The 23,670-nt window shown below is 64.5% G+C and carries 18 protein-coding genes and 1 tRNA gene; 4 read left to right on the top strand and 15 right to left on the bottom strand.

What is annotated here, in order from left to right; translation table 11 throughout:
* The 5 genes from KDH83_RS18120 to KDH83_RS18100 all read right to left on the bottom strand — a co-directional run.
* Positions 1–433: GTP-binding protein (locus tag KDH83_RS18120; protein ID WP_212318385.1), on the bottom strand; the 433-nt coding region annotated here is incomplete at its 3' end.
* Between the two features lie 76 nt (positions 434–509).
* A complete protein-coding gene (gene fusA / locus KDH83_RS18115) occupies positions 510–2,612 on the bottom strand; it encodes an elongation factor G (RefSeq protein WP_212318383.1) in 2,103 nt (700 codons plus the stop codon).
* Positions 2,613–2,629: 17 nt separating this feature from the next.
* Positions 2,630–3,100: a 30S ribosomal protein S7 gene (gene rpsG / locus KDH83_RS18110; protein ID WP_212318381.1), complete on the bottom strand. Its 471-nt coding sequence runs from the start codon at positions 3,098–3,100 to the stop codon at positions 2,630–2,632.
* A 169-nt stretch (positions 3,101–3,269) separates the two neighbouring features.
* Positions 3,270–3,647 carry a 30S ribosomal protein S12 gene (gene rpsL / locus KDH83_RS18105; RefSeq protein ID WP_005017264.1) on the bottom strand — a complete coding sequence of 126 codons (378 nt, stop codon included), beginning with the start codon at positions 3,645–3,647 and terminating at the stop codon, positions 3,270–3,272.
* Between the two features lie 544 nt (positions 3,648–4,191).
* Positions 4,192–4,893: a response regulator transcription factor gene (locus tag KDH83_RS18100; RefSeq protein WP_212318379.1), complete on the bottom strand. Its 702-nt coding sequence runs from the start codon at positions 4,891–4,893 to the stop codon at positions 4,192–4,194.
* Positions 4,894–5,162: 269 nt separating this feature from the next.
* Between KDH83_RS18100 and KDH83_RS18095 the strand changes: the two genes are divergently transcribed.
* Genes KDH83_RS18095 through KDH83_RS18085 form a run of 3 tightly spaced genes read left to right on the top strand, consistent with a single transcriptional unit; the run spans position 5,163 to position 9,350 of the window.
* On the top strand, positions 5,163–5,876 hold the full coding sequence (locus KDH83_RS18095) for a response regulator transcription factor (protein WP_212318377.1): 714 nt from the start codon (positions 5,163–5,165) through the stop codon (positions 5,874–5,876).
* A 38-nt stretch (positions 5,877–5,914) separates the two neighbouring features.
* Positions 5,915–7,021, top strand: a complete 1,107-nt coding sequence (locus KDH83_RS18090) for a FecR domain-containing protein (protein WP_212318375.1) — start codon at positions 5,915–5,917, stop codon at positions 7,019–7,021.
* Between the two features lie 13 nt (positions 7,022–7,034).
* Complete coding sequence (locus KDH83_RS18085) at positions 7,035–9,350, top strand: CHASE2 domain-containing protein (RefSeq protein ID WP_212318373.1); 2,316 nt, start codon at positions 7,035–7,037, stop codon at positions 9,348–9,350.
* A gap of 15 nt (positions 9,351–9,365) precedes the next feature.
* On the opposite strand, the gene KDH83_RS18080 is transcribed toward KDH83_RS18085, so the two are convergent.
* Entirely contained in the window at positions 9,366–10,664 is a 1,299-nt protein-coding gene (locus KDH83_RS18080; protein WP_212318370.1) for a serine/threonine protein kinase, read from the bottom strand.
* Between the two features lie 153 nt (positions 10,665–10,817).
* Here KDH83_RS18080 and KDH83_RS18075 point away from each other — a divergent pair, with 153 nt between their 5' ends.
* Positions 10,818–11,219, top strand: a complete 402-nt coding sequence (locus KDH83_RS18075) for a TssQ family T6SS-associated lipoprotein (RefSeq protein WP_212318368.1) — start codon at positions 10,818–10,820, stop codon at positions 11,217–11,219.
* Between the two features lie 138 nt (positions 11,220–11,357).
* Here the strand turns inward: KDH83_RS18075 and rpoC are convergent, their stop codons facing one another.
* The 9 genes from rpoC to KDH83_RS18030 all read right to left on the bottom strand — a co-directional run bounded on the left by rpoC (position 11,358) and on the right by KDH83_RS18030 (position 23,388).
* Positions 11,358–15,602, bottom strand: coding sequence for a DNA-directed RNA polymerase subunit beta' (gene rpoC, locus KDH83_RS18070; protein ID WP_212318366.1), 4,245 nt, complete (start codon positions 15,600–15,602; stop codon positions 11,358–11,360).
* Complete coding sequence (gene rpoB, locus KDH83_RS18065) at positions 15,602–19,714, bottom strand: DNA-directed RNA polymerase subunit beta (RefSeq protein WP_212318365.1); 4,113 nt, start codon at positions 19,712–19,714, stop codon at positions 15,602–15,604. The genes rpoC and rpoB overlap by 1 nt, the downstream gene beginning before the upstream one ends.
* 163 nt (positions 19,715–19,877) lie before the next feature.
* Complete coding sequence (gene rplL, locus KDH83_RS18060; RefSeq protein ID WP_212318363.1) at positions 19,878–20,258, bottom strand: 50S ribosomal protein L7/L12; 381 nt, start codon at positions 20,256–20,258, stop codon at positions 19,878–19,880.
* A gap of 81 nt (positions 20,259–20,339) precedes the next feature.
* Positions 20,340–20,864 (bottom strand): 50S ribosomal protein L10, encoded by a 525-nt coding sequence (rplJ, locus tag KDH83_RS18055; RefSeq protein WP_103271753.1) that lies wholly within the window; start codon positions 20,862–20,864, stop codon positions 20,340–20,342.
* 266 nt (positions 20,865–21,130) lie between these two features.
* Positions 21,131–21,826 (bottom strand): 50S ribosomal protein L1, encoded by a 696-nt coding sequence (gene rplA, locus KDH83_RS18050; RefSeq protein ID WP_212318361.1) that lies wholly within the window; start codon positions 21,824–21,826, stop codon positions 21,131–21,133.
* Between the two features lie 2 nt (positions 21,827–21,828).
* Positions 21,829–22,260 (bottom strand): 50S ribosomal protein L11, encoded by a 432-nt coding sequence (gene rplK / locus KDH83_RS18045; protein WP_006389587.1) that lies wholly within the window; start codon positions 22,258–22,260, stop codon positions 21,829–21,831.
* A gap of 65 nt (positions 22,261–22,325) precedes the next feature.
* Complete coding sequence (nusG, locus tag KDH83_RS18040; protein ID WP_006389586.1) at positions 22,326–22,859, bottom strand: transcription termination/antitermination protein NusG; 534 nt, start codon at positions 22,857–22,859, stop codon at positions 22,326–22,328.
* A gap of 9 nt (positions 22,860–22,868) precedes the next feature.
* On the bottom strand, positions 22,869–23,249 hold the full coding sequence (gene secE / locus KDH83_RS18035) for a preprotein translocase subunit SecE (protein WP_103271755.1): 381 nt from the start codon (positions 23,247–23,249) through the stop codon (positions 22,869–22,871).
* Positions 23,250–23,312: 63 nt separating this feature from the next.
* Positions 23,313–23,388 (bottom strand) — tRNA-Trp (locus KDH83_RS18030).
* Positions 23,389–23,670 lie beyond the last annotated feature (282 nt).

The following is a 23,670-nucleotide window of genomic DNA, read 5'->3' as shown; positions in this document are numbered from 1 at the left end:
CGGCGTCGTCAACCATGTCAGCCTTGTTCAGGAAGACGATGATGTACGGCACGCCGACCTGGCGCGACAGCAGGATGTGCTCGCGGGTCTGCGGCATCGGGCCGTCAGCGGCCGACACGACCAGGATCGCGCCGTCCATCTGGGCGGCGCCCGTGATCATGTTCTTGACGTAGTCGGCGTGGCCCGGGCAGTCAACGTGCGCGTAGTGACGCGATTCCGTTTCGTACTCGACGTGCGCGGTGTTGATGGTGATGCCGCGTGCCTTTTCTTCAGGAGCCGCATCGATCTGGTCGTAGCCCTTGGCTTCGCCGCCGAACTTGGTCGACAGAACGGTCGTGATGGCCGCGGTCAGGGTGGTCTTGCCGTGGTCAACGTGGCCGATGGTGCCGACGTTCACGTGCGGCTTGGTACGTTCAAACTTGCCTTTTGCCATGATCTCTATCCTTTGACTTTCAAGGAAATTTCGATATTTGCCGCGCCGCCTTTTGGGCGGACGCGGCGAGGGTTATTTACTTGGCCCGAGCGGCGATGACTTCGTCAGCGACGTTCTTGGGGGCCTCGGAGTAATGCTTGAATTCCATCGTGTACGTGGCACGACCTTGCGTCAGCGAACGCAGGTTCGTGGCGTAACCGAACATCTCGGCCAGCGGAACTTCGGCCTTGATGACCTTGCCGCCGCCAACCATGTCGTCCATGCCCTGAACCATGCCGCGACGCGAGGACAGATCGCCCATCACGGTACCGGCGTAGTCTTCAGGCGTTTCGACTTCAACGGCCATCATGGGCTCGAGCAGCACGGGGCTGGCCTTGCGCATGCCTTCCTTGAAGCCCATCGAGCCGGCCATCTTGAACGCGTTTTCGTTCGAGTCCACGTCGTGGTACGAACCGAAGAACAGCGTGACCTTGACGTCCACGACCGGGTAACCGGCCAGGATGCCCGACGGCAGGGTTTCCTGGATGCCCTTGTCCACCGCGGGGATGAACTCGCGCGGCACCACGCCGCCCTTGATGGCGTCCACGAACTCGTAGCCGCCGCCCGGGGGCAGCGGTTCGACCTTCAGGACCACGTGACCGTACTGGCCGCGACCGCCCGACTGCTTGACGAACTTGCCTTCGACTTCGTCGCAGGTCTTGCGGATCGTTTCGCGGTAGGCCACCTGCGGCTTGCCGACGTTGGCTTCCACGCCGAATTCGCGCTTCATGCGATCGACCAGAATTTCCAGGTGCAGCTCGCCCATGCCGGAAATGATGGTCTGGCCGGATTCTTCGTCGCTACGCACGCGGAACGACGGATCTTCCTGAGCCAGGCGCGACAGCGCCAGGCCCATCTTTTCCTGGTCAGCCTTCGACTTGGGTTCGACGGCCTGCGAAATCACGGGCTCCGGGAACACCATGCGCTCGAGCAGGATGTGGGAGTCGATGTCGCACAGCGTTTCGCCGGTCGTCACGTCCTTCAGACCCACCACGGCGGCGATGTCGCCGGCCAGAACTTCCTTGATTTCCTCGCGGTTGTTCGCGTGCATCTGCAGGATGCGGCCGATACGTTCCTTCTTGCCCTTGATGGGGTTGTAGACCGTGTCGCCCGACTTCAGGACGCCCGAGTAAACGCGCACGAAGGTCAGCTGACCCACGAACGGATCGCTCATCAGCTTGAACGCCAGCGCCGAGAACTTTTCGTCGTCGTCGGCGGTGCGCTGAACCGGATTGCCATCGTCGTCCTGACCATCAACCGGGGGAATGTCCACGGGCGACGGCAGGTAGTCGATGACGGCGTCGAGCATGCGCTGCACGCCCTTGTTCTTGAAGGCGGTGCCGCACAGCATCGGCTGGATCTCGCCGGCGATGGTGCGCTGGCGGATGGCCTTGTTGATTTCGTCTTCGTCCAGCGAACCGGTCTCGAGGTACTTGTTCATCAGTTCCTCGGACGACTCGGCGGCAGCCTCGACCAGCTTCTCGCGCCATTCTTCGGCAGCGCCTTGCAGCTCGGCCGGAATGTCTTCGTAGTCGAACTTGATGCCTTGGCTGGCTTCGTCCCAGATGATGGCTTTCATCTTGACCAGATCGATGACGCCCTTGAACGAGTCTTCGGCGCCGATCGGGATCACGACGGGCACGGGGTTCGCACGCAGACGCGTCTTCAGCTGGTCATAGACCTTGAAGAAGTTGGCGCCGGTACGGTCCATCTTGTTGACGAAGGCCAGACGCGGCACGCCGTACTTGTTGGCTTGACGCCACACGGTTTCGGACTGAGGCTGAACACCGCCCACCGCGCAATAGACCATGCAGGCACCGTCCAGGACGCGCATGGAACGTTCCACCTCGATGGTGAAGTCCACGTGTCCCGGGGTGTCGATGATGTTGATGCGGTGTTCGGGGTAGTTCTTGGCCATGCCACGCCAAAACGCCGTCGTAGCAGCCGACGTAATGGTGATGCCACGCTCTTGCTCTTGCTCCATCCAGTCCATGGTGGCTGCGCCATCATGCACTTCGCCAATCTTGTGATTGACGCCGGTGTAGAACAGGATGCGTTCGGTCGTGGTGGTTTTCCCTGCATCGATGTGCGCAGAGATGCCAATGTTGCGATAGCGCTCGATCGGGGTTTTGCGGGCCATGGTGGGTAGTCCTTAAATTACCAGCGGAAATGGCTGAAAGCCTTGTTGGCTTCGGCCATCTTGTGCGTGTCTTCGCGCTTCTTCATCGCAGCGCCACGACCTTCGGACGCATCGATCAGTTCGCCAGCCAGACGCAGATCCATCGACTTCTCGCCACGCTTCTTGGCGGCTTCACGGAGCCAACGCATAGCCAGGGCCAGGCGGCGCACGGGGCGCACTTCAACCGGCACTTGGTAGTTGGCACCGCCAACGCGGCGGCTCTTCACTTCGACGATCGGCTTGATGTTGTTGATCGCCGTGCTGAACACCTCGATCGGCTCCTTGCCGGTCTTGGTGGCGACTTGCGCGAGGGCACCGTAAACGATGCGCTCGGCGACGGCCTTCTTGCCGTCCAGCATGACGACGTTCATGAACTTGGCGAGCTCGACGCTGCCGAACTTGGGATCGGGCAGAATCTCGCGCTTGGGTACTTCGCGACGACGGGGCATTGTTGCTTCCTTGTGTCTGTTCAGTTGAACCGTGTTTCATTACACGGCCATGGCCGCCCATTACAGTGACGGCCCCTTACGTGCTGCACACTATTCCAGCTTCCACTGGCGCAGCTGCACACTTTCCGGTCTGCGGAACATCCGCGGCCGGGGTACTGCGATACAGCGATTAAGCCTTCTTCGGACGCTTGGCGCCGTACTTCGAGCGGGCTTGCTTACGGTCCTTGACGCCTTGCAGGTCGAGGGAACCGCGCACGATGTGATAACGCACACCGGGCAAGTCCTTCACACGACCGCCACGCACCAGAACGACCGAGTGCTCTTGCAGGTTGTGGCCTTCACCGCCGATGTACGAAATGACTTCGTAACCGTTGGTCAGACGCACCTTGGCGACCTTACGCAGAGCGGAGTTCGGCTTCTTGGGGGTGGTGGTGTACACGCGGGTGCACACGCCGCGGCGTTGCGGGCAGTTTTCGAGCGCGGGGCTCTTGCTCTTGATGATGCTGACTTCGCGCGGCTTGCGCACGAGTTGGCTGATGGTAGGCATGACCTTTGAAATCCCTTTTACGTACCACTGGTAAGTACTTACGTACTCGTCTCTTCGAGCGATATGCTCTCGGAGAAGGCGGCTCGCGCAAGACCGCCTCTAACGTCAGATACGTAAAAGAGCGGGCCTGCCAGCAAACCATGGAACGCGCAGTACCGGAAACGGCGGAAAGCGAGGCGGCCACGGCATGTATCACATGGGCATGCATCGCATGCCTGTACACACACCTGGCTGCGGGGCGGGACGGCTCGTGACGCACCTCCTGACCCTGCGGTGACCTGCAAGAAGCAAGCCACGCCTGTCCTTTCCACCCTTTTTCCGCGCCCGAGAACATACGGGCTCTGCGCGCAAATAAAGCAGTAAGCCCTTTAGCATAACTTGGAAAGCACTGCACTGTCAAAGAACTTTATATGCGCAGCGCAGCGGCGTGTTGGCGGCAGAAGACTGCCGATTCGGCGTAGCTGATCGGAAATGGGGTCGCATTACGCGCAAGAAGCGCGCCCGTGGCGGGCTCAAGGAGCGCGGCGCGCGCCGCCGAAGGACCCTATTGGTCGGCGAACAGGTAGCCGCTGCCGTACACGGTACGGATGGGCAGCATCACGCCGGCCAGCTCGGCCTTGCGCCGCAGGCGGCTGACGATCACGTCGATGCTGCGCGAGCCGCTGGAGCGGGCGCCGCCGCCCTCGACGCGCAGCTCGTCGCCCAGCTCATTGCGGCCGACCGCCCGCCCCGCCACTTCCAGCAGCGAGCGGACGATCAGGCGTTCGTTGGCCGACAGCGAGATGGCGGTGCCCGACGGCGCGACCAGCGTCCAGCCCTGGTCGCGCAGCTCCCACTGCCCGCTGGCGACGCCATCCGCGCCGGTGGCCGGCTGCCCCACGGGCAGGCGACGCGCCAGCGCCAGCAGCATGCAGGCCAGTTCGCGCGGATCCTGCGCGCCAGGCAGGCAGGCGTCGGCGCCGCTTTGCAGGCAACGCAAGCGGTCATCCAGCGAAAGCGCCTTGCCGGTCACGATGATGCCCAGCGCCGAAGAGCCATGCAGCCGGGCGATCAGGGCGTAGCCAATTTCGCCCAGGGCATCCACATCGAGCACGACGGCGTCGTGGACGCCGCTATTCAACAAGCCGAACAGTTCGAGAGAAGTCGAACAGCCGCGGGCCGAAATGCCAGCCTGCAGCAGCGCCGAGACGGCGGCAGTGCGAGCCTGCTCGTCCGGCGACATCATAAGTATGCGCAGTTGATTCATTTTCCATCCCACCCCAACCCCAAATCCCGCATCGCCGCCGGCTTGTCACGCCTGGCGGCGGGCGACGCAGTTGAGACAGTGTGGCGGCTTGTTGCGCAACAACTCCAGTCAAGATTCGTCAAGTTTGCAAAGTTTGACGGTTGTTGGCCTGACTTCGTCAGGGATACGCCGCCCGAGTTATCATTCGTTTACACAAATTTCCCCACTCCGCAACGGGAAGCCGCTACGCGTTCGCGCGCAGCCCACCTCCGCGAGACATAACGCCGCCTATGAAAATCGCGTCGCTGGAAGACGACCTGGACCAAGCACGCCGTATCCAGCAGGTTCTGACGGCTGCTGGATATACGTGCAGCAGCTATCAGCAGAGCCGCGACCTGCTCTCGGCCATGCGCAACGAGAGCTTCGATCTGGTTCTGCTGGACTGGCACCTGCCCGATATCGACGGCGACGACGTGGTGCGCTGGCTGCGCGCCAACATCGGCCCGCGCATCCCGGTCATTTTCCTGACCAACCGATCCAGCGAGGACGACCTGGTCGAAGGGCTGCGCGCCGGCGCCGATGATTACATCGTCAAGCCATTGCGCCCCCTGGAATTGCTGGCCAGGGTGGCCGCCCTGCTGCGCCGCAGCCAGATCGCCGAACCCGCGGACGAATCGTTCGACGTGGCGAACTACCGCGTCGAGCCCTCCGCCCGCGCCATCGCGCTGAACGGCAAGGCCGTCACGCTGGCGCCCAAGGAATTCGAGCTCGCGCTGCTGTTCTTTCGCAATCTGGGCCGGCTCATGTCGCGCGATGTGCTGGCCGAATGCGTGTGGAACAGGGAAATTCCGGCCACCTCGCGCACGCTGGACACGCATCTGTCGAACATCCGGCAAAAGCTGCAGCTGCGGCCGGAACACGGCGTGCGCCTGACCTCGTCCTATGCGCTGGGTTACCGCCTGGAGCTGACCAGCGCCCAGGACGACGGCCAGCCCGCGCCGTGAGCGCCCCAGCCCATGCTACATCCGGAGAATCGCCCGCCATGCGCCGCCACCGCGCCCTTGCTTCGCTTGTCCTGTTTTCCAGCCTGTTGCTCGGCGCCGTCGCGCATGGCCAGCCCGCGGGTTCGCTGGGCGAGGACTTCATCTACCGCGTGCGCGCCGGCGATACGCTGATCAACATCGCCAACACGTACACGCGCAATTCCGCCAACTGGAATCCGCTGCAGTCGCTGAACAAGATCGTCGCGCCCGAACAGCTACCGATCGGCCTGGAATTGCACATCCCGCTGTCCATGATTCCGGTCCGGCCCGCAGAAGCGCGCGTCGTACACGTCAGCGGCCAGGCCTCCGCCGCCGGCAAGACGCTTGCGGCGGGCGCCAGCCTGGCCGAAGGCAGCACCGTCGTCACCGCGCCCAATGGCTTCGTGACGCTGGAACTGGCCGACGGCTCCAAGCTCACGCTGCCCGCGGACGGCTCGGTGGAACTCTCGCGCATGCGGCAATTCGAAGGCACCGGCCTGACCGACTCGGTGGTGCGCGTGCAGCGCGGCAGCGTGGAATCCTCGGTGGCCCCGGAGGGCCAGGGCGTGGGTCGCTTCGAGATCCGCACGCCCGTCGCCGTCACGGGCGTGCGCGGCACGCGCTTCCGTGTGCAGAGCGGCAGCGGCGGCGTGCATAGCGAAGTGCTGGAGGGTAGCGTGCGCCTGCAACCGCACGCACCCGGCGCCACGCCGGCCAAGCCCGTCGCCGTGGCCCGCGGTTTCGGCGCGGCGGTCGGCGCGGACGGCACGGTCGCCGGTTTGCGCCAGCTGCTGCCGGCTCCGCAGCTGGCCGCGCCGACGCGCGCCGGCGGCCAATGGACCAGCGCGTTCGAGCCCGTGCCCGGCGCCAAGAGCTATCTGGTGCGCGTATCGCGCGACGCCGATGGCGCGCAGCCCGTGTCTTCCGCGCTCTTCGCCAGCAACGACATCCGCTTCCGCGCCCCCGGCGCGGGCACCTACTACGTTTCGGTGCGCGCGGTCGACGACCTGGGCCTGCACGGACAGGACGCCGTCGCCACCTTCGAAGGCATGAGCCAGCTGTCCACCGCATTCGGCCTGGGCGTGGCCACCGGCACGGGTGGCTTCGTGACGCTGACCGATTACTGAGTTTGCCCGCGCCATGGCCGACGCCGCCCACCCGCAGGACCGCAGCTCGCGCTCAGGGCTGTGGCTGGCGGCGGCGCTGATCGCGCTGGCAGCCCTGCTGGGCGCGCTGAACGGGCTGGGCCGCGTCGACCAGATCCTGTATGACCGCGCGGTCGTCATGACGCCGCGCCCGACATCGCCGGACATCCTGATCGTCGCGATCGATGACGCCACCATCGACGCGCTGGGCCGCTGGCCCTGGCGCCGCGCCATCCATGCCGCCCTGCTCGACCGCCTGCAAGGCGCGCGGGCGGTGGGCCTGGACGTGATCTTCGCGGAACCCGATACGATCAATCCGAACGACGACGCGATTCTCGCCGACAGCCTGCGCCGCAACGGCCGCGCGGTGTTGCCCGTGGTGCTGGACCGACTCGACCACCCGGGCAGCATGAGCATGCCCATCCCGGCGCTGGCCCAGGCCGCGGCGGGGCTGGGCTTCATCAACGCCCGCATCGACGCCGACGGCGTGGTGCGCGAAAGCGTGCTGCGCGTGCAGTTCGACGGCGACTGGTGGCGCCATCTGGCCCTGACCCTGCTGCGCATCGGCGGCGAATCCGACGTTGCCGGCCGCCTGCTCAAGCGCGCGCAACCGGACGGCAGCATCCTCATCCCCTATGCCGGCCCGCCGGCCCACACCCGCACCGTGTCCTATCTGTCGGTGCTGCGCGGCGACCTGCCGGCGGACGCGCTACGCGGCAAGTATGTGCTGGTCGGCGCCTGGGCCACCGGCCTGAGCGACACCTACCCGACGCCGGTGTCCCATGACACGAGCGGCATGTCGGGCGTTGAAATCGTGGCCAATGTGCTGCAGGCCGCGCGCGACGATATCGCCTATCAGACGCCACCGCCCTGGTTGAACGCGCTGTTCTCCGCGCTGCCGGCGCTGCTGGCCTGCCTGGCCTTGTGGCGACTTTCGCCCAAGCGCGCCCTGCTGGTGTGCCTCGCGCTGCTGGTCGCCGTGCTGGCGGCATCGCTGCTGCTGCTATCGCAGGCCTATCTGTGGTTCGCCCCCAGCGCGGCGCTGCTGGGCGTCGCGCTCAGCTATCCGATGTGGAGCTGGCGCAGCCAGGAAGCCGCGCTGCGCTACATGGACTACGAACTGCGCCGTCTGCAGCGCGAGTATCCGCCGGTGCTGAACGAAGCCCGCGCGCAGTCCTTCGGCCACAGCGCCTCGCTCGAGCATCGCGTCGGCGAACTGAGCCGCGCCCTGGCCCGCGTGCGCAACCTGCGGCGCTTCCTGGCGGACGGCCTGGACGGCATGCCGGACGCAACCCTGGTGTTCGACGAACAGGGTCGCATGCAATTCCGCAACCAGGCCGCGGTCATGTATTTCCAGCGGCTCGGCATGCGCCCGCCGCGCGTCGGTCATCCCGCCACGCACCTGCTCGAACGCACGATTTCCGATGACGACGCGCGCCAGCGCCTGGCCAACGCACTGAGCGGACAGGAACACGAATCCTCGCCCTGGAGCGCCGACCTGGAAGTGCGCGATCGCGCGGGACGCGACCTGATCCTCAAGTGCGCGCCCATCCACACGGCGGAAGGCCATTTTGCCGGCACGGTGGCCACGCTCACCGACATTTCCAGCATCCGTCAGGCCGAACGCCAGCGCGAGGAAACGCTGCGTTTCGTGTCGCACGACATGCGCGCGCCGCAAAGCTCGATCCTGGCGTTGATCGACATGCATCACGAAGCGGACGCGAGCGACAACCGGGACGATACCCTGCGGCGCATCGCCATGCTGGCCCGCCGCACGCTGAACCTGGTGGACGATTTCGTGCACCTGACCCGCGCCGAATCGATGGCCATCCGTCCGGTCGAGCTGGACCTGGGAAGCCTGGTGCAGGATGGCGTGGACGAGTTCTGGGCCGCCGCCCAGAAGAAGAACATCGCGCTGGCGACACAGCCCGACCTGCCCGTGGCCTATGCGCTGGGCGACCAGACGCTGCTGATGCGGGCGCTGTGCAATCTGATCGACAACGCGATCAAGTACAGCCCGGCCGACACCCGCATCGATTGCGGCATCGCGGAAGACGACGGCTATTGGCGCGTCAGCGTGCGCGACCAGGGCCGGGGCATCGCCGCGCAGGACCTCGACAGCCTGTTCGAACCGTTTTCCCGCGTGGCCGCCGATACGCGCAAGGACGTGGGCGGCGCCGGCCTGGGCCTGGCCTTCGTGCGCACGGTGGCGCAACGCCACGGCGGCACGGCGCAAGTCAGCAGCGAACCGGGCCAGGGCTCGGTCTTCAGCCTGCGACTGCCGATGGCGCCGGAGCACGACGGCCAGTAGCCGCGCGCCCCCGCGTCATTCGAAGACGTGCGAGATCACCGCGGGCTTGCCCGCCTTGATCTCCAGCGTGCCGCGGTATGGCGGCAGATCCGCATTGCGCAGCACCACCTGGTATTTGCCGGGAATCAGGCGCAGCTCCTTCACCGGCGGACTGATGCCGCGCGCGACGCCGTTGATCCAGACCTCGCCCCAGGGCCTGATGTCCAGCCGCACCGTCACGGGTGTCGCGATGGGCCGGGGCTTGGGTTCCTCCTGCGGCTGCGCCGGCGCTGCCGGCTCGGCCTGGAAGGCGCTGTTGTCCAGGGAGCGGGCCGCGCCGATCAGGGCTTCTGTTGAAGGAGGCGCGGCATCCGCGGCAACCGGCGGCTTGAACTCCGCGACCAGCGCGGGCATCGTCTGCTGCGCGAGCTGCAGCCCGGGCGGCGCCACGGGCGGCTCGGCGCGCGCCACCTGCGGCTCGGCTTGCGGCGCGGACGGCTGCGCCGGCGCCTCCGGTCGGACCATGGGCGGGTTCGGCGGCATCAGCTCGGAGCTGGTGATCAGCGCATTGGGCGCGCGGCCGGACTGGAACCAGCCAAAGGTGCCCCCCACGATGACCAGCGCCAGCAACAGGCCGATCCATACCGGCTTGCCGCGCTTCACGGCCGGCTGGCGCAGATGCGCGCCGCCAACCGGCAGCGAGGCCTGTTGCGAGGCGCCGGCCGTGCCCGGAGACGCGGGCGTGGCATCTGCGTAGACCACCATGCCCAGCCTGCCCGCCAGATCCGCCAGCGACTGCGGCCGCTCGGCCGGCTGCATGGACAGACCCTCGTCGATGACGCGCAGGAACTCCTGGCTGTACTTGGACAGGCCCAGCTGGGCCAAGGGCTCGTAGGGGTCTTCGGCCCGCCGTTCCGGCGCCGGCGGCGGGCACAGGCCGGTGACCAGGGAGTGCATCACCGCGCACAGCCCGTACACGTCGGTCCAGGGGCCACGCGGCCACTGGGCCGTGTCGGCATACAGCTCGATCGGCGCGAATCCGGGCGCGAGCGGCAGGGAGTTGCGGCGCGAGCGGGCCACCACCAGTTCAGGCAGCAGGTGGGCGCGGGCGCCCTCGTCCATGCCGACGGTGTCCAGCGAGATGTCGCCACAGATCTCGCCCTGCGCATGCAAGGACATCAGCGACGGCAACAGATCGGACAGCAGGCGCTTGATGCGCGCCTCCGGCACGCCCCCCGCCGCGGTCGCGGCGATGGCGCTCAGGGGACGCAACGCCAATGGCGCGGCGCCGGAAAAAGGGCCACGCGGCGTCAACAGGCCGGCGGATGATGACATGTTCAAGGCGGTGCTCGGGACGTGCGTACCCGGGAATGACGGTTATTAGCCCGAATATTATCGAATCTGCAACACAAGGACATTGCCGAAAATGTCCGACCGCATCAGGCTGTGGCACGATAACGCCATCGCCAATCCTCACCAATTCTGCGCATGCCCATGAAAATCCGCTCCTTCGCCGCGCTGGCCGGCGTCGTCACCGTGCTTGCCGGTTGCGCCGGCATGCAACGCGCACTGCCCGAAGCGCCCGCCACGCCCCAGGCGCTGGAACAATTGCAACAAGTGCGCGACCAGTACGCCGCCGGCCATTACGGCGAAGTGGTGCGCCAGGTGGCGAAATCGGACGAGCTGGCGGGCTCCACCCGGGCGGTGCGCGTCGAGGCCTACAAGCTCCAGGCGTTCAGCTATTGCGTCACGCGCTACACCCAGCTGTGCGTGGACAGCTTCGCCCGCATCCTGGCCCTGGATCCTTCATTCGAGCTGGCGCCCAACGAAGCTGGCCACCCGGCCTGGGGACCGGCCTTCCAGCGCGCCCGGGAGCAGGCCGGCCGCTAGGGTCCGCGCCCCGCGGCTCCCGTCCAGGCCGGAGCCCGCGCAGAAAAGCAGAAAGGCCGCCGATTCGCATCGGCGGCCTTTCTTGTTTCCGGCCTCCCCGCGCCGGACTGCGCGCGGGGAGTTGTCCGAAGGCTCCGCTTATTCGGCGGCGTCCTCGGCGCCCAGATCGGCGGCAGGGGCGTCCGCATCGGAACCCACCGTGACCGGCGCATCCTCGAACGGGTTGGCCAGCTGGCGGGCGGCTTCGCGTTCCGCGGCCTCCAGCGCTTCCTTGTCCCTGCGGGCATGGTGGTACGCCAGGCCGGTACCGGCCGGGATCAGACGGCCGACGATGACGTTTTCCTTCAAGCCGCGCAGGTCGTCGCGCTTGCCCATGATGGCGGCTTCGGTCAGGACCCGGGTGGTTTCCTGGAACGAAGCGGCCGAGATGAACGAGTCGGTCGACAGCGAGGCCTTGGTGATGCCCAGCAGCACGTTGTCGTACGAAGCCGGACGCTTGCCATCGGCCTCGACGCGGTCGTTCTCGTTCAGCAGCTCGGAGCGCTCGACCTGCTCGCCCGGGATGAACTCGGTATCGCCCGCATCGACGATGTTCACACGACGCAGCATCTGACGAACAATCACTTCGATGTGCTTGTCGTTGATCTTCACGCCCTGCAGACGGTACACGTCCTGCACTTCGTCGACGATATAGGTCGCCAGCTTCTCGATGCCCTGCAGGCGCAGGATGTCGTGGGGATCGGCCGGGCCGTCCACGATCATTTCGCCCTTGTTCACCACCTGGCCGTCGTGCACCAGCACCTGCTTTTCCTTCGGAATCAGGAACTCGTGGCTGACGCCTTCCAGGTCGGTGATGACCAGGCGCTGCTTGCCCTTGGTGTCCTTGCCGAACGAGACCGTACCGGTGACGTCGGCCAGCATGCCGGCGTCCTTCGGCGAACGGGCTTCGAACAGCTCGGCCACGCGCGGCAGACCCCCGGTAATGTCGCGGGTCTTCTGCGATTCCTGCGGAATACGCGCCAGCACTTCACCAACCGCCACTTGCTGCGTGTCACGCACGGTGATCAGCGCGCCCACCGGGAACGAGATGTTCACCGAGTGATCGGTGCCGGCGATCTTGACGTCGTCGCCGTTCTCGTTGACCAGCTTGATCTGCGGACGCATGACGATCTTGCCGCCGCGCGTCTTGGGCGTGATGACGACCAGCGTCGACAGGCCGGTGACTTCGTCCACCTGCTTGGCGACGGTAACGCCTTCCTCGATGTTCTCGAAGCGCACCGCGCCGCCGTATTCCGACACGATCGGACGGGTCAGCGGGTCCCAGGTCGCCAGGCGCGCGCCAGCCTTGACGGCTTCACCATCGCCCACCAGCACGGTCGCGCCGTACGGGATCTTGTGGCGTTCGCGTTCGCGGCCGTTGTCGTCGAAGATCGCCAGTTCGCCCGAGCGCGAGATCGCCACGCGTTCGCCCTTGGCGTTGGTGACGTAGCGCATCGTGCTGGCAAAGCCAACGGTACCGGCCGACTTGGTTTCCACCGCGCTGGCCAGGGCCGAACGCGATGCCGCGCCGCCGATGTGGAACGTACGCATCGTCAGCTGCGTGCCCGGTTCACCGATGGACTGGGCGGCGATGACGCCAACCGCTTCGCCCTGGTTGACCGGCGAGCCGCGGCCGAGGTCGCGACCGTAGCAGTGCGCGCACAGGCCGTGACGCGTTTCGCAGGTCAGCGGCGTGCGGACCTTGACTTCGTCCACGCCCAGGCGGTCGATGGTGTCGACCATGTCTTCGTCCAGCAGGGTGCCGGCTTCGATGGCCGTTTCCTGCGTGTCCGGGTTGACGATGTCGATGGCGGCAACGCGGCCCAGGATGCGGTCGCGCAGCGGCTCGATCACTTCACCGCCTTCGACCAGCGCCTTCATGGCGTAGCCTTGCGAGGTGCCGCAATCGTCTTCGGTGATGACCAGGTCCTGCGTCACGTCGACCAGACGACGGGTCAGGTAGCCCGAGTTCGCGGTCTTCAGTGCCGTATCAGCCAGACCCTTACGCGCGCCGTGGGTCGAGATGAAGTACTGCAGCACGTTCAGGCCTTCACGGAAGTTCGCCGTGATGGGCGTCTCGATAATGGAGCCGTCCGGCTTGGCCATCAGGCCGCGCATGCCGGCCAGCTGGCGGATCTGGGCGGCCGAACCGCGGGCGCCCGAGTCGGCCATCATGTAGATCGAGTTGAACGATTCCTGGCGCACTTCCTCGCCGTGACGGTTGGTCACGGGCTCGGTGGCCAGCTGTTCCATCATCGCCTTGCCGACCTTGTCGCCGGCCTTGCCCCAGATGTCCACCACGTTGTTGTAGCGTTCCTGGGACGTGACCAGACCCGACGAGTACTGCTTGTCGATTTCCTTCACTTCGCGGCTGGCTTCGGCCAGGATGCTTTCCTTGGCCGACGGGATCAGCATGTCGCCCATGGCGATCGAGATGCCGCCGCGCGTGGCCAGGCGGAAGCCCGACTGCATCAGCTTGTCGGCGAAGATCACCGTGTCGCGCAGGCCGCAACGGCGGAACGACTGGTTGATCAGGCGCGAGATTTCCTTCTTCTTCAGCGCCTTGTTCAGCACCGTGAAGGGCAGGCCCTTCGGCAGGATCTCGGACAGCAGCGCGCGGCCGACCGTCGTCTCGTGACGGCGGATCACCGGCTGCCATTCGCCCGCTTCGTCGCGCTCGTGTTCCTTCAGGCGCACGGTGATGCGCGTCTGCAGTTCCACTTCGCCGTTGTCGTAGGCGCGCTGCACTTCAGCGACGTCGGTGAAGAAGATGCCTTCGCCCTTGCCGTTGATGCGCTCGCGGGTCGTGTAGTACAGACCCAGCACGATGTCCTGGGACGGCACGATCGACGGTTCGCCGTTGGCGGGGAACAGCACGTTGTTCGAAGCCAGCATCAGCGTGCGCGCTTCGAGCTGGGCTTCCAGCGACAGCGGCACGTGCACGGCCATCTGGTCACCGTCGAAGTCGGCGTTGAACGCCGCGCAAACCAGCGGGTGCAGCTGGATGGCCTTGCCTTCGATCAGGACCGGTTCGAACGCCTGGATGCCCAAACGGTGCAGCGTGGGCGCACGGTTCAGCATGACCGGGTGTTCGCGGATGACTTCTTCCAGGATGTCCCAGACCACCGGTTCCTGGCTTTCCACCAGCTTCTTGGCGGCCTTGATGGTCGTGGCCAGGCCCATCATCTCCAGGCGATTGAAGATGAACGGCTTGAACAGTTCCAGGGCCATCAGCTTGGGCAGGCCGCACTGATGCAGCTTGAGCTGCGGACCCACCACGATGACCGAACGGCCCGAGTAGTCGACGCGCTTGCCCAGCAGGTTCTGACGGAAACGACCGCTCTTGCCCTTGATCATGTCGGCCAGGGACTTGAGCTGGCGCTTGTTGGCGCCCGTCATGGCCTTGCCACGGCGGCCGTTGTCCAGCAGCGAGTCGACGGCTTCCTGCAGCATGCGCTTTTCGTTGCGCAGGATGATTTCAGGGGCCTTCAGCTCCAGCAGGCGCTTCAGACGGTTGTTGCGGTTGATGACGCGGCGGTACAGGTCGTTCAGGTCGGAGGTCGCGAAGCGGCCGCCGTCCAGCGGCACCAGCGGACGCAGGTCCGGCGGCAGCACGGGCAGCACTTCCATGACCATCCACTCGGCCTTGATGCCGGACTTCTGGAAGCCTTCCAGCACCTTCAGGCGCTTGGAGATCTTCTTGATCTTGGCTTCCGAGCTGGTGGCCTTCAGTTCGCCGCGCAGCGTTTCCACTTCGCGGTCGATGTCGATGGTGCGCAGCAGTTCGCGCACGGCTTCGGCGCCCATCAGCGCGCGGAAGTCGTCACCGTATTCCTCGGTCTTGGCGAGGAAGTCGTCGTCGGACATGATCTGACCGCGCTTGAGCGGGGTCATGCCGGGTTCGATCACGCACCAGGCTTCGAAGTACAGCACGCGTTCGATGTCGCGCAGGGTCATGTCGAGCACCATGCCCAGACGCGAGGGCAGGCTCTTCAGGAACCAGATGTGCGCGACCGGGCTGGCCAGCTCGATGTGGCCCATGCGCTCGCGGCGCACCTTGGCGACGGTGACTTCAACGCCGCACTTCTCGCAGATCACGCCGCGGTGCTTCAGGCGCTTGTACTTGCCGCACAAGCACTCGTAGTCCTTGATCGGGCCGAAGATCTTCGAGCAGAACAGGCCGTCGCGCTCGGGCTTGAAGGTGCGGTAGTTGATCGTCTCGGGCTTGCGGACTTCGCCGTAGGACCACGAACGGATCTTCTCCGGCGAGGCGATGCCGATCTTGATGGCATCGAATTGCTCGTCTTGCGAGACTTGCTTAAAGAGGTCGAGTAGCGCTTTCATTAGTTACGCTCCAAATCCATGTCCAGGGCCAACGAGCGGATTTCCTTGACCAGCACGTTGAACGATTCCGGCATGCCGGCATCGATGACGTGATCGCCCTTGACGATGTTTTCGTATACCTTGGTGCGGCCGGTGATGTCGTCGGACTTCACCGTCAGCATTTCCTGCAGGGTGTAGGACGCGCCGTACGCTTCCAGCGCCCACACTTCCATTTCCCCGAAACGCTGGCCGCCGAACTGCGCCTTGCCGCCCAGAGGCTGCTGCGTGACCAGCGAGTACGGACCCGTGGAACGCGCGTGCATCTTGTCGTCGACCAAGTGGTGCAGCTTCAGGTAGTGCATGTAGCCGACGGTCACCGGGCGCTCGAATTTCTCGCCGGTGCGGCCGTCGAACAGCCAGGCCTGCGTGCGCGACGGAGTCAGCTGCATGCGCTTGGCGACGTCTTCCGGATAGGCCAGCTCGAGCATCGTCGTGATTTCCTCTTCGGTCGCGCCGTCGAACACGGGCGTCGCGAACGGCACGCCGTTCTTGAGGTTCTGCGCCATTTCCATGACTTCGTCGTCGGTCAGCTCGTCGATGCGCGCGCCCGAACCGGTCGTGTTGTAGACCTTGTCCAGGTAGGCGCGGACGTTCTTGACCTGCGCGGTGCGCTCGTCGCGCAGCATGTCGGCGATGCGATGGCCCACGCCCTTGGCAGCCCAGCCCAAGTGCACTTCCAGCACCTGACCCACGTTCATCCGCGAGGGCACGCCCAGCGGGTTCAGAACGATGTCGGCGGGGGTGCCGTCAGCCATGTGCGGCATGTCCTCGACCGGGGTGATGCGCGAGACCACGCCCTTGTTGCCGTGACGGCCGGCCATCTTGTCGCCAGGCTGCAGGCGGCGCTTCACGGCCAGGTAGACCTTGATCATCTTGAGCACGCCCGGGGGCAGCTCGTCGCCTTGCGTCAGCTTCTTGCGCTTTTCTTCGAAAGCCAGGTCGAACTGGTGGCGCTTCTGCTCCAGCGATTCCTTGGCCTGCTCCAGCACGACGGCGTGCGGCTCGTCGGCCAGGCGGATGTCGAACCACTGCCAGCGGTCCAGATCAGCCAGGTAGGCCTTGGTGATCGAGGCGCCCTTGGCCAGCTTGCGCGGGCCGCCGTTGACGGTCTTGCCGACCAGCAGCTTCTCGATACGGTCGAACTGGTCGTTCTCGACGATGCGCAGCTGGTCGTTCAGGTCCTGGCGGTAGCGGCGCAGTTCATCGTCGATGATGGACTGGGCGCGCTTGTCGCGCACGATGCCTTCGCGGGTGAACACCTGCACGTCGATGACGGTGCCGGTCATGCCCGAGGGCACGCGCAGCGAGGTGTCCTTAACGTCGGACGCCTTTTCACCGAAGATGGCGCGCAGCAGCTTTTCTTCCGGCGTCAGCTGGGTCTCGCCCTTGGGCGTGACCTTGCCGACCAGCACGTCGTCGGCGCTGACTTCGGCGCCGATGTAGCAGATGCCCGAATCGTCCAGGCGGTTCAGCTGGGTTTCGGCCAGGTTGCTGATGTCGCGCGTGATTTCTTCCGGTCCGAGCTTGGTGTCACGGGCGACGACCGTCAGTTCCTCGATGTGCACCGAGGTGTAGCGGTCATCGGCCACGACCTTTTCCGAGATCAGGATCGAGTCTTCGAAGTTGTAGCCGTTCCAGGGCATGAACGCGATCAGCATGTTCTGGCCCAGGGCGAGTTCGCCCAGGTCCGTCGACGCGCCGTCGGCCAGCACGTCACCCTTGGCGACGCGATCGCCGCGCTTGACGATGGGACGCTGGTTGATGTTCGTGTTCTGGTTGGAACGCGTGTACTTGATCAGGTTGTAGATGTCCACGCCGACTTCGCCGGCCACGTTTTCATCGTCGTTCACGCGGATAACCACGCGTTCGGCGTCGACGTGGTCGACCAGGCCGCCGCGCAGCGCCTGCACGGTGGTGCCCGAGTCAACGGCCACGGTGCGCTCGATGCCCGTACCCACGACCGGCTTTTCCGGACGCAGGCAAGGCACGGCCTGACGTTGCATGTTGGCGCCCATCAGCGCGCGGTTCGCGTCGTCGTGCTCCAGGAACGGAATCAGCGAGGCGGCGACCGACACGATCTGCGACGGGGCCACGTCCATGTAGTGCACGTTGGCCGGCGCGGTCAGCATGGTTTCGCCCGCTTCGCGGCAGGCCACCAGGTCGTCGACGAAACGGCCGTCTTCGTCCAGCGCGGCGTTGGCCTGCGCGATGACGTAGTGGCTTTCCTCGATGGCCGACAGGTAGTCGATCTGGTCGCTGACCTTGCCGTCGATGATCTTGCGGTAAGGCGTTTCCAGGAAGCCGTACTCGTTCAGGCGAGCGTACAGCGCCATGGAGTTGATCAGGCCGATGTTCGGGCCTTCCGGCGTTTCGATCGGGCAGACGCGGCCGTAGTGGGTCGGGTGCACGTCGCGGACTTCGAAGCCGGCGCGCTCGCGGGTCAGACCGCCCGGGCCCAGTGCGGAAACGCGACGCTTGTGCGTGATTTCCGACAGCGGGTTGGTCTGGTCCATGAACTGCGACAGCTGGCTCGAACCGAAGAACTCCTTGATGGCGGCCGAGATCGGCTTGGAGTTGATCAGGTCGTGCGGCATCAGGTTTTCGGTCTCGGCCTGGCCCAGACGTTCCTTGACGGCGCGCTCGACGCGCACCAGGCCGGCGCGGAACTGGTTCTCGGCCAGTTCGCCCACGCAACGCACGCGGCGGTTGCCCAGGTGATCGATGTCATCGATCTGGCCACGGCCGTTACGCAGCTCGACCAGCACCTTGATGGTTTCAAGGATGTCTTCGTTGGTCAGCGTCATCGGACCGGTGATGTCCTCGCCACGGCCCAGACGGCTGTTGACCTTCATGCGACCGACGCGCGACAGGTCGTACGTCTCTTCGCTGTAGAACAGGCGCTGGAACAGGGCCTCGACGGCTTCCTCGGTGGGCGGCTCGCCGGGGCGCATCATGCGGTAGATCGCCACGCGCGCGGCCATCTGGTCGGCGGTTTCGTCGGTGCGCAGGGTCTGCGAGATGTAGGGACCGCGGTCCAGGTCGTTCGTGTAGAGCGTCTGGATGTCGTGCACGTTGGCGGCGCGCAGGGCGGCCAGCACGCTTTCCGTGATCTCGTCGTTGGCGTTGGCGATGACTTCGCCGGTATCGGCGTCAACGATGTTCTTGGCCAGCACGCGGCCGTACAGGAACTCTTCAGGCACCGAGATGCGCTGGATGCCGCCGGCAGCCAGGTCGCGCAGGTGCTTGGTGTTGATGCGCTTGTCCTTTTCGACGATGACCTTGCCGGAGCGGTCCGAGATGTCGAAACGGGCCATTTCGCCCTTCCAGCGCTCGGGCACGAATTCCATCATCGCGCCTTCGCTCTTCAGTTCGAAATTATCGAAGTCGAAGAAGTTGGCCAGGATGGTTTCCGGCGTCATGCCGATGGCCTTGCACAGGATCGTGACGGGCATCTTGCGGCGGCGGTCGACACGGAAGAACAGCACGTCCTTCGGGTCGAATTCGAAGTCCAGCCACGAACCGCGGTAAGGAATCACGCGGGCCGAGAACAGGAGCTTGCCGGAGCTGTGGGTCTTGCCGCGATCGTGTTCGAAGAACACGCCGGGCGAGCGGTGCAGCTGCGAAACGATGACGCGCTCGGTGCCGTTGATGACGAAGGAACCGGTGCCGGTCATGAGCGGAATCTCGCCCATGTAGACTTCCTGTTCCTTGACTTCCTTGACCGTGGGCTTGCTGACTTCGCGGTCGAGCAGCACCAGGCGCACCTTGGCGCGCAGGGGCGACGCATAGGTCAGGCCACGTTGCTGACATTCCTTGACATCGAACACCGGTTCGCCGAGCACATAGCTCACGAACTCCAAGCGCGCCATACCGTTGTGACTAACGATCGGGAAAATCGACGTAAACGCCGCCTGCAAACCGTCGGCTACGCGTTCGGACGGGGCGGTATCCGCCTGCAGGAAAGTTAGGTAGGATTGAAGCTGAGTCGCCAGCAGGAAAGGAACGTTTTGAACGTCTTCACGCTTGGCGAAGCTTTTGCGGATGCGCTTTTTTTCGGTGTACGAGTAAGGCATGAGCACTCCGACTCGAGGTTGCATGGGCCGTCAACCACGGCCCCAGGTGATACGACTCCAGGAAACCCCACTGCGAAGGGCCTGCCCCCAGTAGGGGTTTCCTGGAAACGCAAAAGCCCGGGGACTGCAGACTACGCTGTCCCCGGGCAGATGACGCAAGGTCTTACTTGACTTCGACCTTGGCGCCAGCTTCTTCCAGCTTCTTCTTGGCGGCTTCGGCGTCAGCCTTGGCAACGCCTTCCTTGACGGGCTTCGGAGCGCCGTCGACCAGGTCCTTGGCTTCCTTCAGACCCAGGCCGGTCAGCTCGCGCACGGCCTTGATGACGCTCACCTTGTTGGCGCCGGCTTCAGCCAGCACAACGGTGAACTCGGTCTGCTCTTCAGCAGCGGCGGCGGCGCCACCAGCGGCCGGGGCGGCCACAGCCACAGCGGCGGCAGCAGCCGACACGCCGAACTTGTCTTCCATTTCCTTGATCAGCTCGGACAGTTCGAGCACGGTCATGCCAGCGATGGCGTCAAGGATTTCAGCTTTGTTAAGTGCCATTTTTCAGAACTCCAGATATTGGGTAATGCCAGGGTTTGGGTGTCGCTCGGTCGTTCAGCGAATTCCGGAAAGGACGGGCGATTAAGCCGCGGCCTTCTGGTCGCGCACGGCGGCGAGGCCACGGGCGAACTTGGTCGGAACTTCGTTGAGCGTACGCACGAATTGCGCGATGGGGGCTTGCATGGTGCCCAGCAGCTTCGACAGCAACTCTTCGCGCGAGGGCATGGTGGCCAGGGCCTTCACGCCTTCTTGGTTCAGCAAGTTGTTGGGCAGAGCGCCCGCCTTGATGACCAGCTTGTCGTTGCTTTTCGCGAAACCTGCGAGGACCTTGGCCGCCGTAACCGGGTCGGCGCTGATGCCATAGATCAGCGGACCGGTCAGTTGCTCGGACAACGGCTCGAAAGCCGTGCCGGCAACAGCACGACGGGCCAGCGAGTTCTTCAGAACACGCAGATACACGCCCGATTCACGCGCAGTTTTGCGCAGTACGGTGACAGAGGCGACGTCCAGACCACGGTACTCGGCGATAACGATCGATTGGGCCTTGGCGACTTCCGCCGAGACTTCCTCGATCACCACCGCTTTCTCTTGACGATTGAGACTCACGGTTTGAACACTCCATCAAAAGACGCTTGGGGCAGATGCCTTGCACGTCAACCGAATGCGGCGCCTGGTCGAGTTCTTCGAATAAAGAAATCTTCCTGGGGACGCCGTCTACGCTGGATCCAGACTCTGCAAGCTCCGGGATTAAGCGGGGTGGCGGGTTGGTGGGCCCTTGCGGGCTTTCCGGTTCACCACTCTGCTCCAGCGGTCTTTGACAGCAGCATCCGGAAGGATCCGGATGCGGCCCAAAGTACGTTACAGCCGTCGGCTTAGGCCGACAGCGAGGCGATTTCCACGCGCGCACCGCCGCCCATCGTGGACGAAACGGCCAGCTTGCGCAGGTAAATGCCCTTGGCAGCTGCGGGACGAGCCTTTTGCAGGGCGTCGACCAGAGCGGCCAGGTTGGTTTGTAGCTGTTCCACGTTGAACGACGCGCGGCCGATCGTGGCGTGGATGATGCCGGCCTTGTCGGTGCGGTACTGCACCTGGCCAGCCTTGGCGTTCTTGACGGCGGTGGCGACGTCCGGGGTCACGGTGCCGACCTTCGGGTTCGGCATCAGGCCGCGCGGGCCCAGGATCTGACCCAGGGCGCCGACGACACGCATCGTGTCGGGCGAGGCGATGACCACGTCGAAGTCCATTTGACCGGCCTTGATCTGGTCGGCCAGGTCGTCCAGACCGACGATGTCGGCGCCGGCGGCCTTGGCGGCTTCAGCCTTGTCGCCCTGGGCGAACACGGCCACGCGAACCGACTTGCCGGTGCCGGCGGGCAGCACGACCGAACCGCGGACCAGCTGGTCCGACTTCTTCGGGTCGATGCCGAGCTGCACGGCCACGTCAATGGATTCATTGAACTTGGCAACAGCGGTTTCCTTGACCAGGGTCAGGGCTTCAGCGACCGGGTACAGCTTGGTGCGGTCGATCTTCTGAGCGATAGCGGCGGCGCGCTTGGACAGTTTTGCCATGATTAGATCCCCTCAACCGTGATGCCCATGCTGCGGGCGCTGCCAGCGATCGTGCGGACGGCGGCGTCCAGATCGGCGGCGGTCAGGTCCGGACCCTTGGCCTTGGCGATTTCTTCAGCCTGGGCGCGGGTCAGCGTGCCGACCTTGTCGGTATGCGGCTTGGACGAGCCCTTTTGCACGCCAGCGGCCTTCTTGATGAGGACCGTCGCGGGCGGGGTCTTCATGATGAAGGTGAAGCTCTTGTCCGCGAAGGCGGTGATCACCACGGGGATCGGCAGACCCGGCTCCATGCCTTGGGTCTTGGCGTTGAACGCCTTGCAGAATTCCATGATGTTCAGGCCACGCTGACCCAGGGCCGGGCCAATCGGGGGGGAGGGGTTAGCCTTACCAGCCGGTACTTGCAGCTTGATAAAGCCGACGATCTTCTTCGCCATGCTTATGCTCCTTGCGGGTTATATCGCCCCGGACCAGACGGACCGAGGCTCCCCGGGGGTTGATGTCAGGTCTTTTCGACCTGGCTGAAATCGAGTTCGACGGGCGTCGCGCGACCAAAAATGGTGACCGACACGCGCACCTTGCTCTTTTCGTAGTTGACTTCTTCGACGTTGCCGTTGAAGTCCGCAAACGGACCTTCCTTGACCCGAACCATCTCGCCCACCTCGAAGAGGATCTTGGGACGCGGTTTCTCGACGCCCTCTTCCATCTGGGAGAGGATCTTTTCGACTTCCTTCTCGGAAATCGGGGTCGGACGATTGCCCGAGCCACCCAAAAAGCCGGTGACGCGGTTCGTATTCTTGACCAGGTGCCACGTTTCGTCGGTCAGGTCCATTTCAACCAGGACATAACCGGGGAAAATGCGGCGCTCGGTGATCGACTTCTGACCACCCTTGACCTCGACGACTTCCTCGGAGGGCACAAGGATGCGGCCGAAAGACGTCTGCAGGCCCGCGCGCTCGATGCGCTCGTTCAGGGCCTTGTGCACACTCTTTTCCATGCCAGAGTACACATGGACGACATACCAACGCTTACTCATTCGCCGTCCTTATTTCCAGCCCAGCAACAGGCCGTAGAGAATCCATTCGATGCCCTTGTCGAGCACCCACATGAAAATGCCCATGATCGCCACGAACGCGAAAACGATGCCCGTCATCTGGGTCGTTTCCTTGCGGGTGGGCCAGGACACGCGCTTGACTTCGTTGTAGGACTCGCTGGCGAAGCTCAAGGTGCGGCGGCCCGGCTCGCTGAACCAAGCGATCGCGAAAGCGATCACGAGGCTGCCGACGAACACGCCGATACGTGCAGGCATGGGTTGCGCGCTGAGCACGGAGAACCCGACGATGCCAGCAATAACGACAAGAACCGCCAGCCCGAGCTTGACCCGGTCGGCGGTACTGGTAACAGTTTCAACGCTGGTATTAGACATATTGCGACGCGAGCCGCCTGAATGCGTAACTCGCGATGATCTCCCGCGGGTTTATCCTGGCGGTGGCAGGGGCAGTAGGAATCGAACCTACAACCTTCGGTTTTGGAGACCGACGCTCTGCCAATTGAGCTATACCCCTAAAACACTCTACTCGTGCTCGGCACTGCTTCGCACAGCTAGCGGTGGCGCTGTTGGCACTACATTGGCGCGACTACTGAACTACTGACTACCACTGATCACTTTCTGATCAGACCCCGCCTGCTTTTCCCACGCTTTCGCGCAAATTGGCTTGCGGAACCCGAAATCATACTACTTTTACAACAAAAAGGGTAGAGGGGCTTGAAAAGCCTCTCTACCCTTTCTGGAATTACTTCAGGATCTTGGCGACGACGCCGGCGCCGACGGTACGACCGCCTTCACG

It is taken from the genome of Achromobacter sp. Marseille-Q0513, assembly GCF_018195695.1.
Lineage (GTDB): Bacteria > Pseudomonadota > Gammaproteobacteria > Burkholderiales > Burkholderiaceae_B > Achromobacter.
This window is presented reverse-complemented; position numbering and strand designations above follow the sequence as displayed.

Excerpts from the sequence above, each read along its gene's own strand:
- rplK (WP_006389587.1), bottom strand. The coding sequence starts at position 22,260 with ATGGCGAAGAAGATCGTCGGCTTTATCAAGCTGCAAGTACCGGCTGGT.
- rpsG (WP_212318381.1), bottom strand. The coding sequence starts at position 3,100 with ATGCCCCGTCGTCGCGAAGTACCCAAGCGCGAGATTCTGCCCGATCCC.
- rpoC (WP_212318366.1), bottom strand. The coding sequence starts at position 15,602 with ATGAAAGCGCTACTCGACCTCTTTAAGCAAGTCTCGCAAGACGAGCAA.
- KDH83_RS18100 (WP_212318379.1), bottom strand. The coding sequence starts at position 4,893 with ATGAATCAACTGCGCATACTTATGATGTCGCCGGACGAGCAGGCTCGC.
- KDH83_RS18095 (WP_212318377.1), top strand. The coding sequence starts at position 5,163 with ATGAAAATCGCGTCGCTGGAAGACGACCTGGACCAAGCACGCCGTATC.
- rpoB (WP_212318365.1), bottom strand. The coding sequence starts at position 19,714 with ATGCCTTACTCGTACACCGAAAAAAAGCGCATCCGCAAAAGCTTCGCC.
- KDH83_RS18075 (WP_212318368.1), top strand. The coding sequence starts at position 10,818 with ATGCCCATGAAAATCCGCTCCTTCGCCGCGCTGGCCGGCGTCGTCACC.
- rplA (WP_212318361.1), bottom strand. The coding sequence starts at position 21,826 with ATGGCAAAACTGTCCAAGCGCGCCGCCGCTATCGCTCAGAAGATCGAC.
- KDH83_RS18085 (WP_212318373.1), top strand. The coding sequence starts at position 7,035 with ATGGCCGACGCCGCCCACCCGCAGGACCGCAGCTCGCGCTCAGGGCTG.
- secE (WP_103271755.1), bottom strand. The coding sequence starts at position 23,249 with ATGTCTAATACCAGCGTTGAAACTGTTACCAGTACCGCCGACCGGGTC.
- nusG (WP_006389586.1), bottom strand. The coding sequence starts at position 22,859 with ATGAGTAAGCGTTGGTATGTCGTCCATGTGTACTCTGGCATGGAAAAG.
- fusA (WP_212318383.1), bottom strand. The coding sequence starts at position 2,612 with ATGGCCCGCAAAACCCCGATCGAGCGCTATCGCAACATTGGCATCTCT.
- KDH83_RS18080 (WP_212318370.1), bottom strand. The coding sequence starts at position 10,664 with ATGTCATCATCCGCCGGCCTGTTGACGCCGCGTGGCCCTTTTTCCGGC.
- rplL (WP_212318363.1), bottom strand. The coding sequence starts at position 20,258 with ATGGCACTTAACAAAGCTGAAATCCTTGACGCCATCGCTGGCATGACC.
- KDH83_RS18090 (WP_212318375.1), top strand. The coding sequence starts at position 5,915 with ATGCGCCGCCACCGCGCCCTTGCTTCGCTTGTCCTGTTTTCCAGCCTG.
- rpsL (WP_005017264.1), bottom strand. The coding sequence starts at position 3,647 with ATGCCTACCATCAGCCAACTCGTGCGCAAGCCGCGCGAAGTCAGCATC.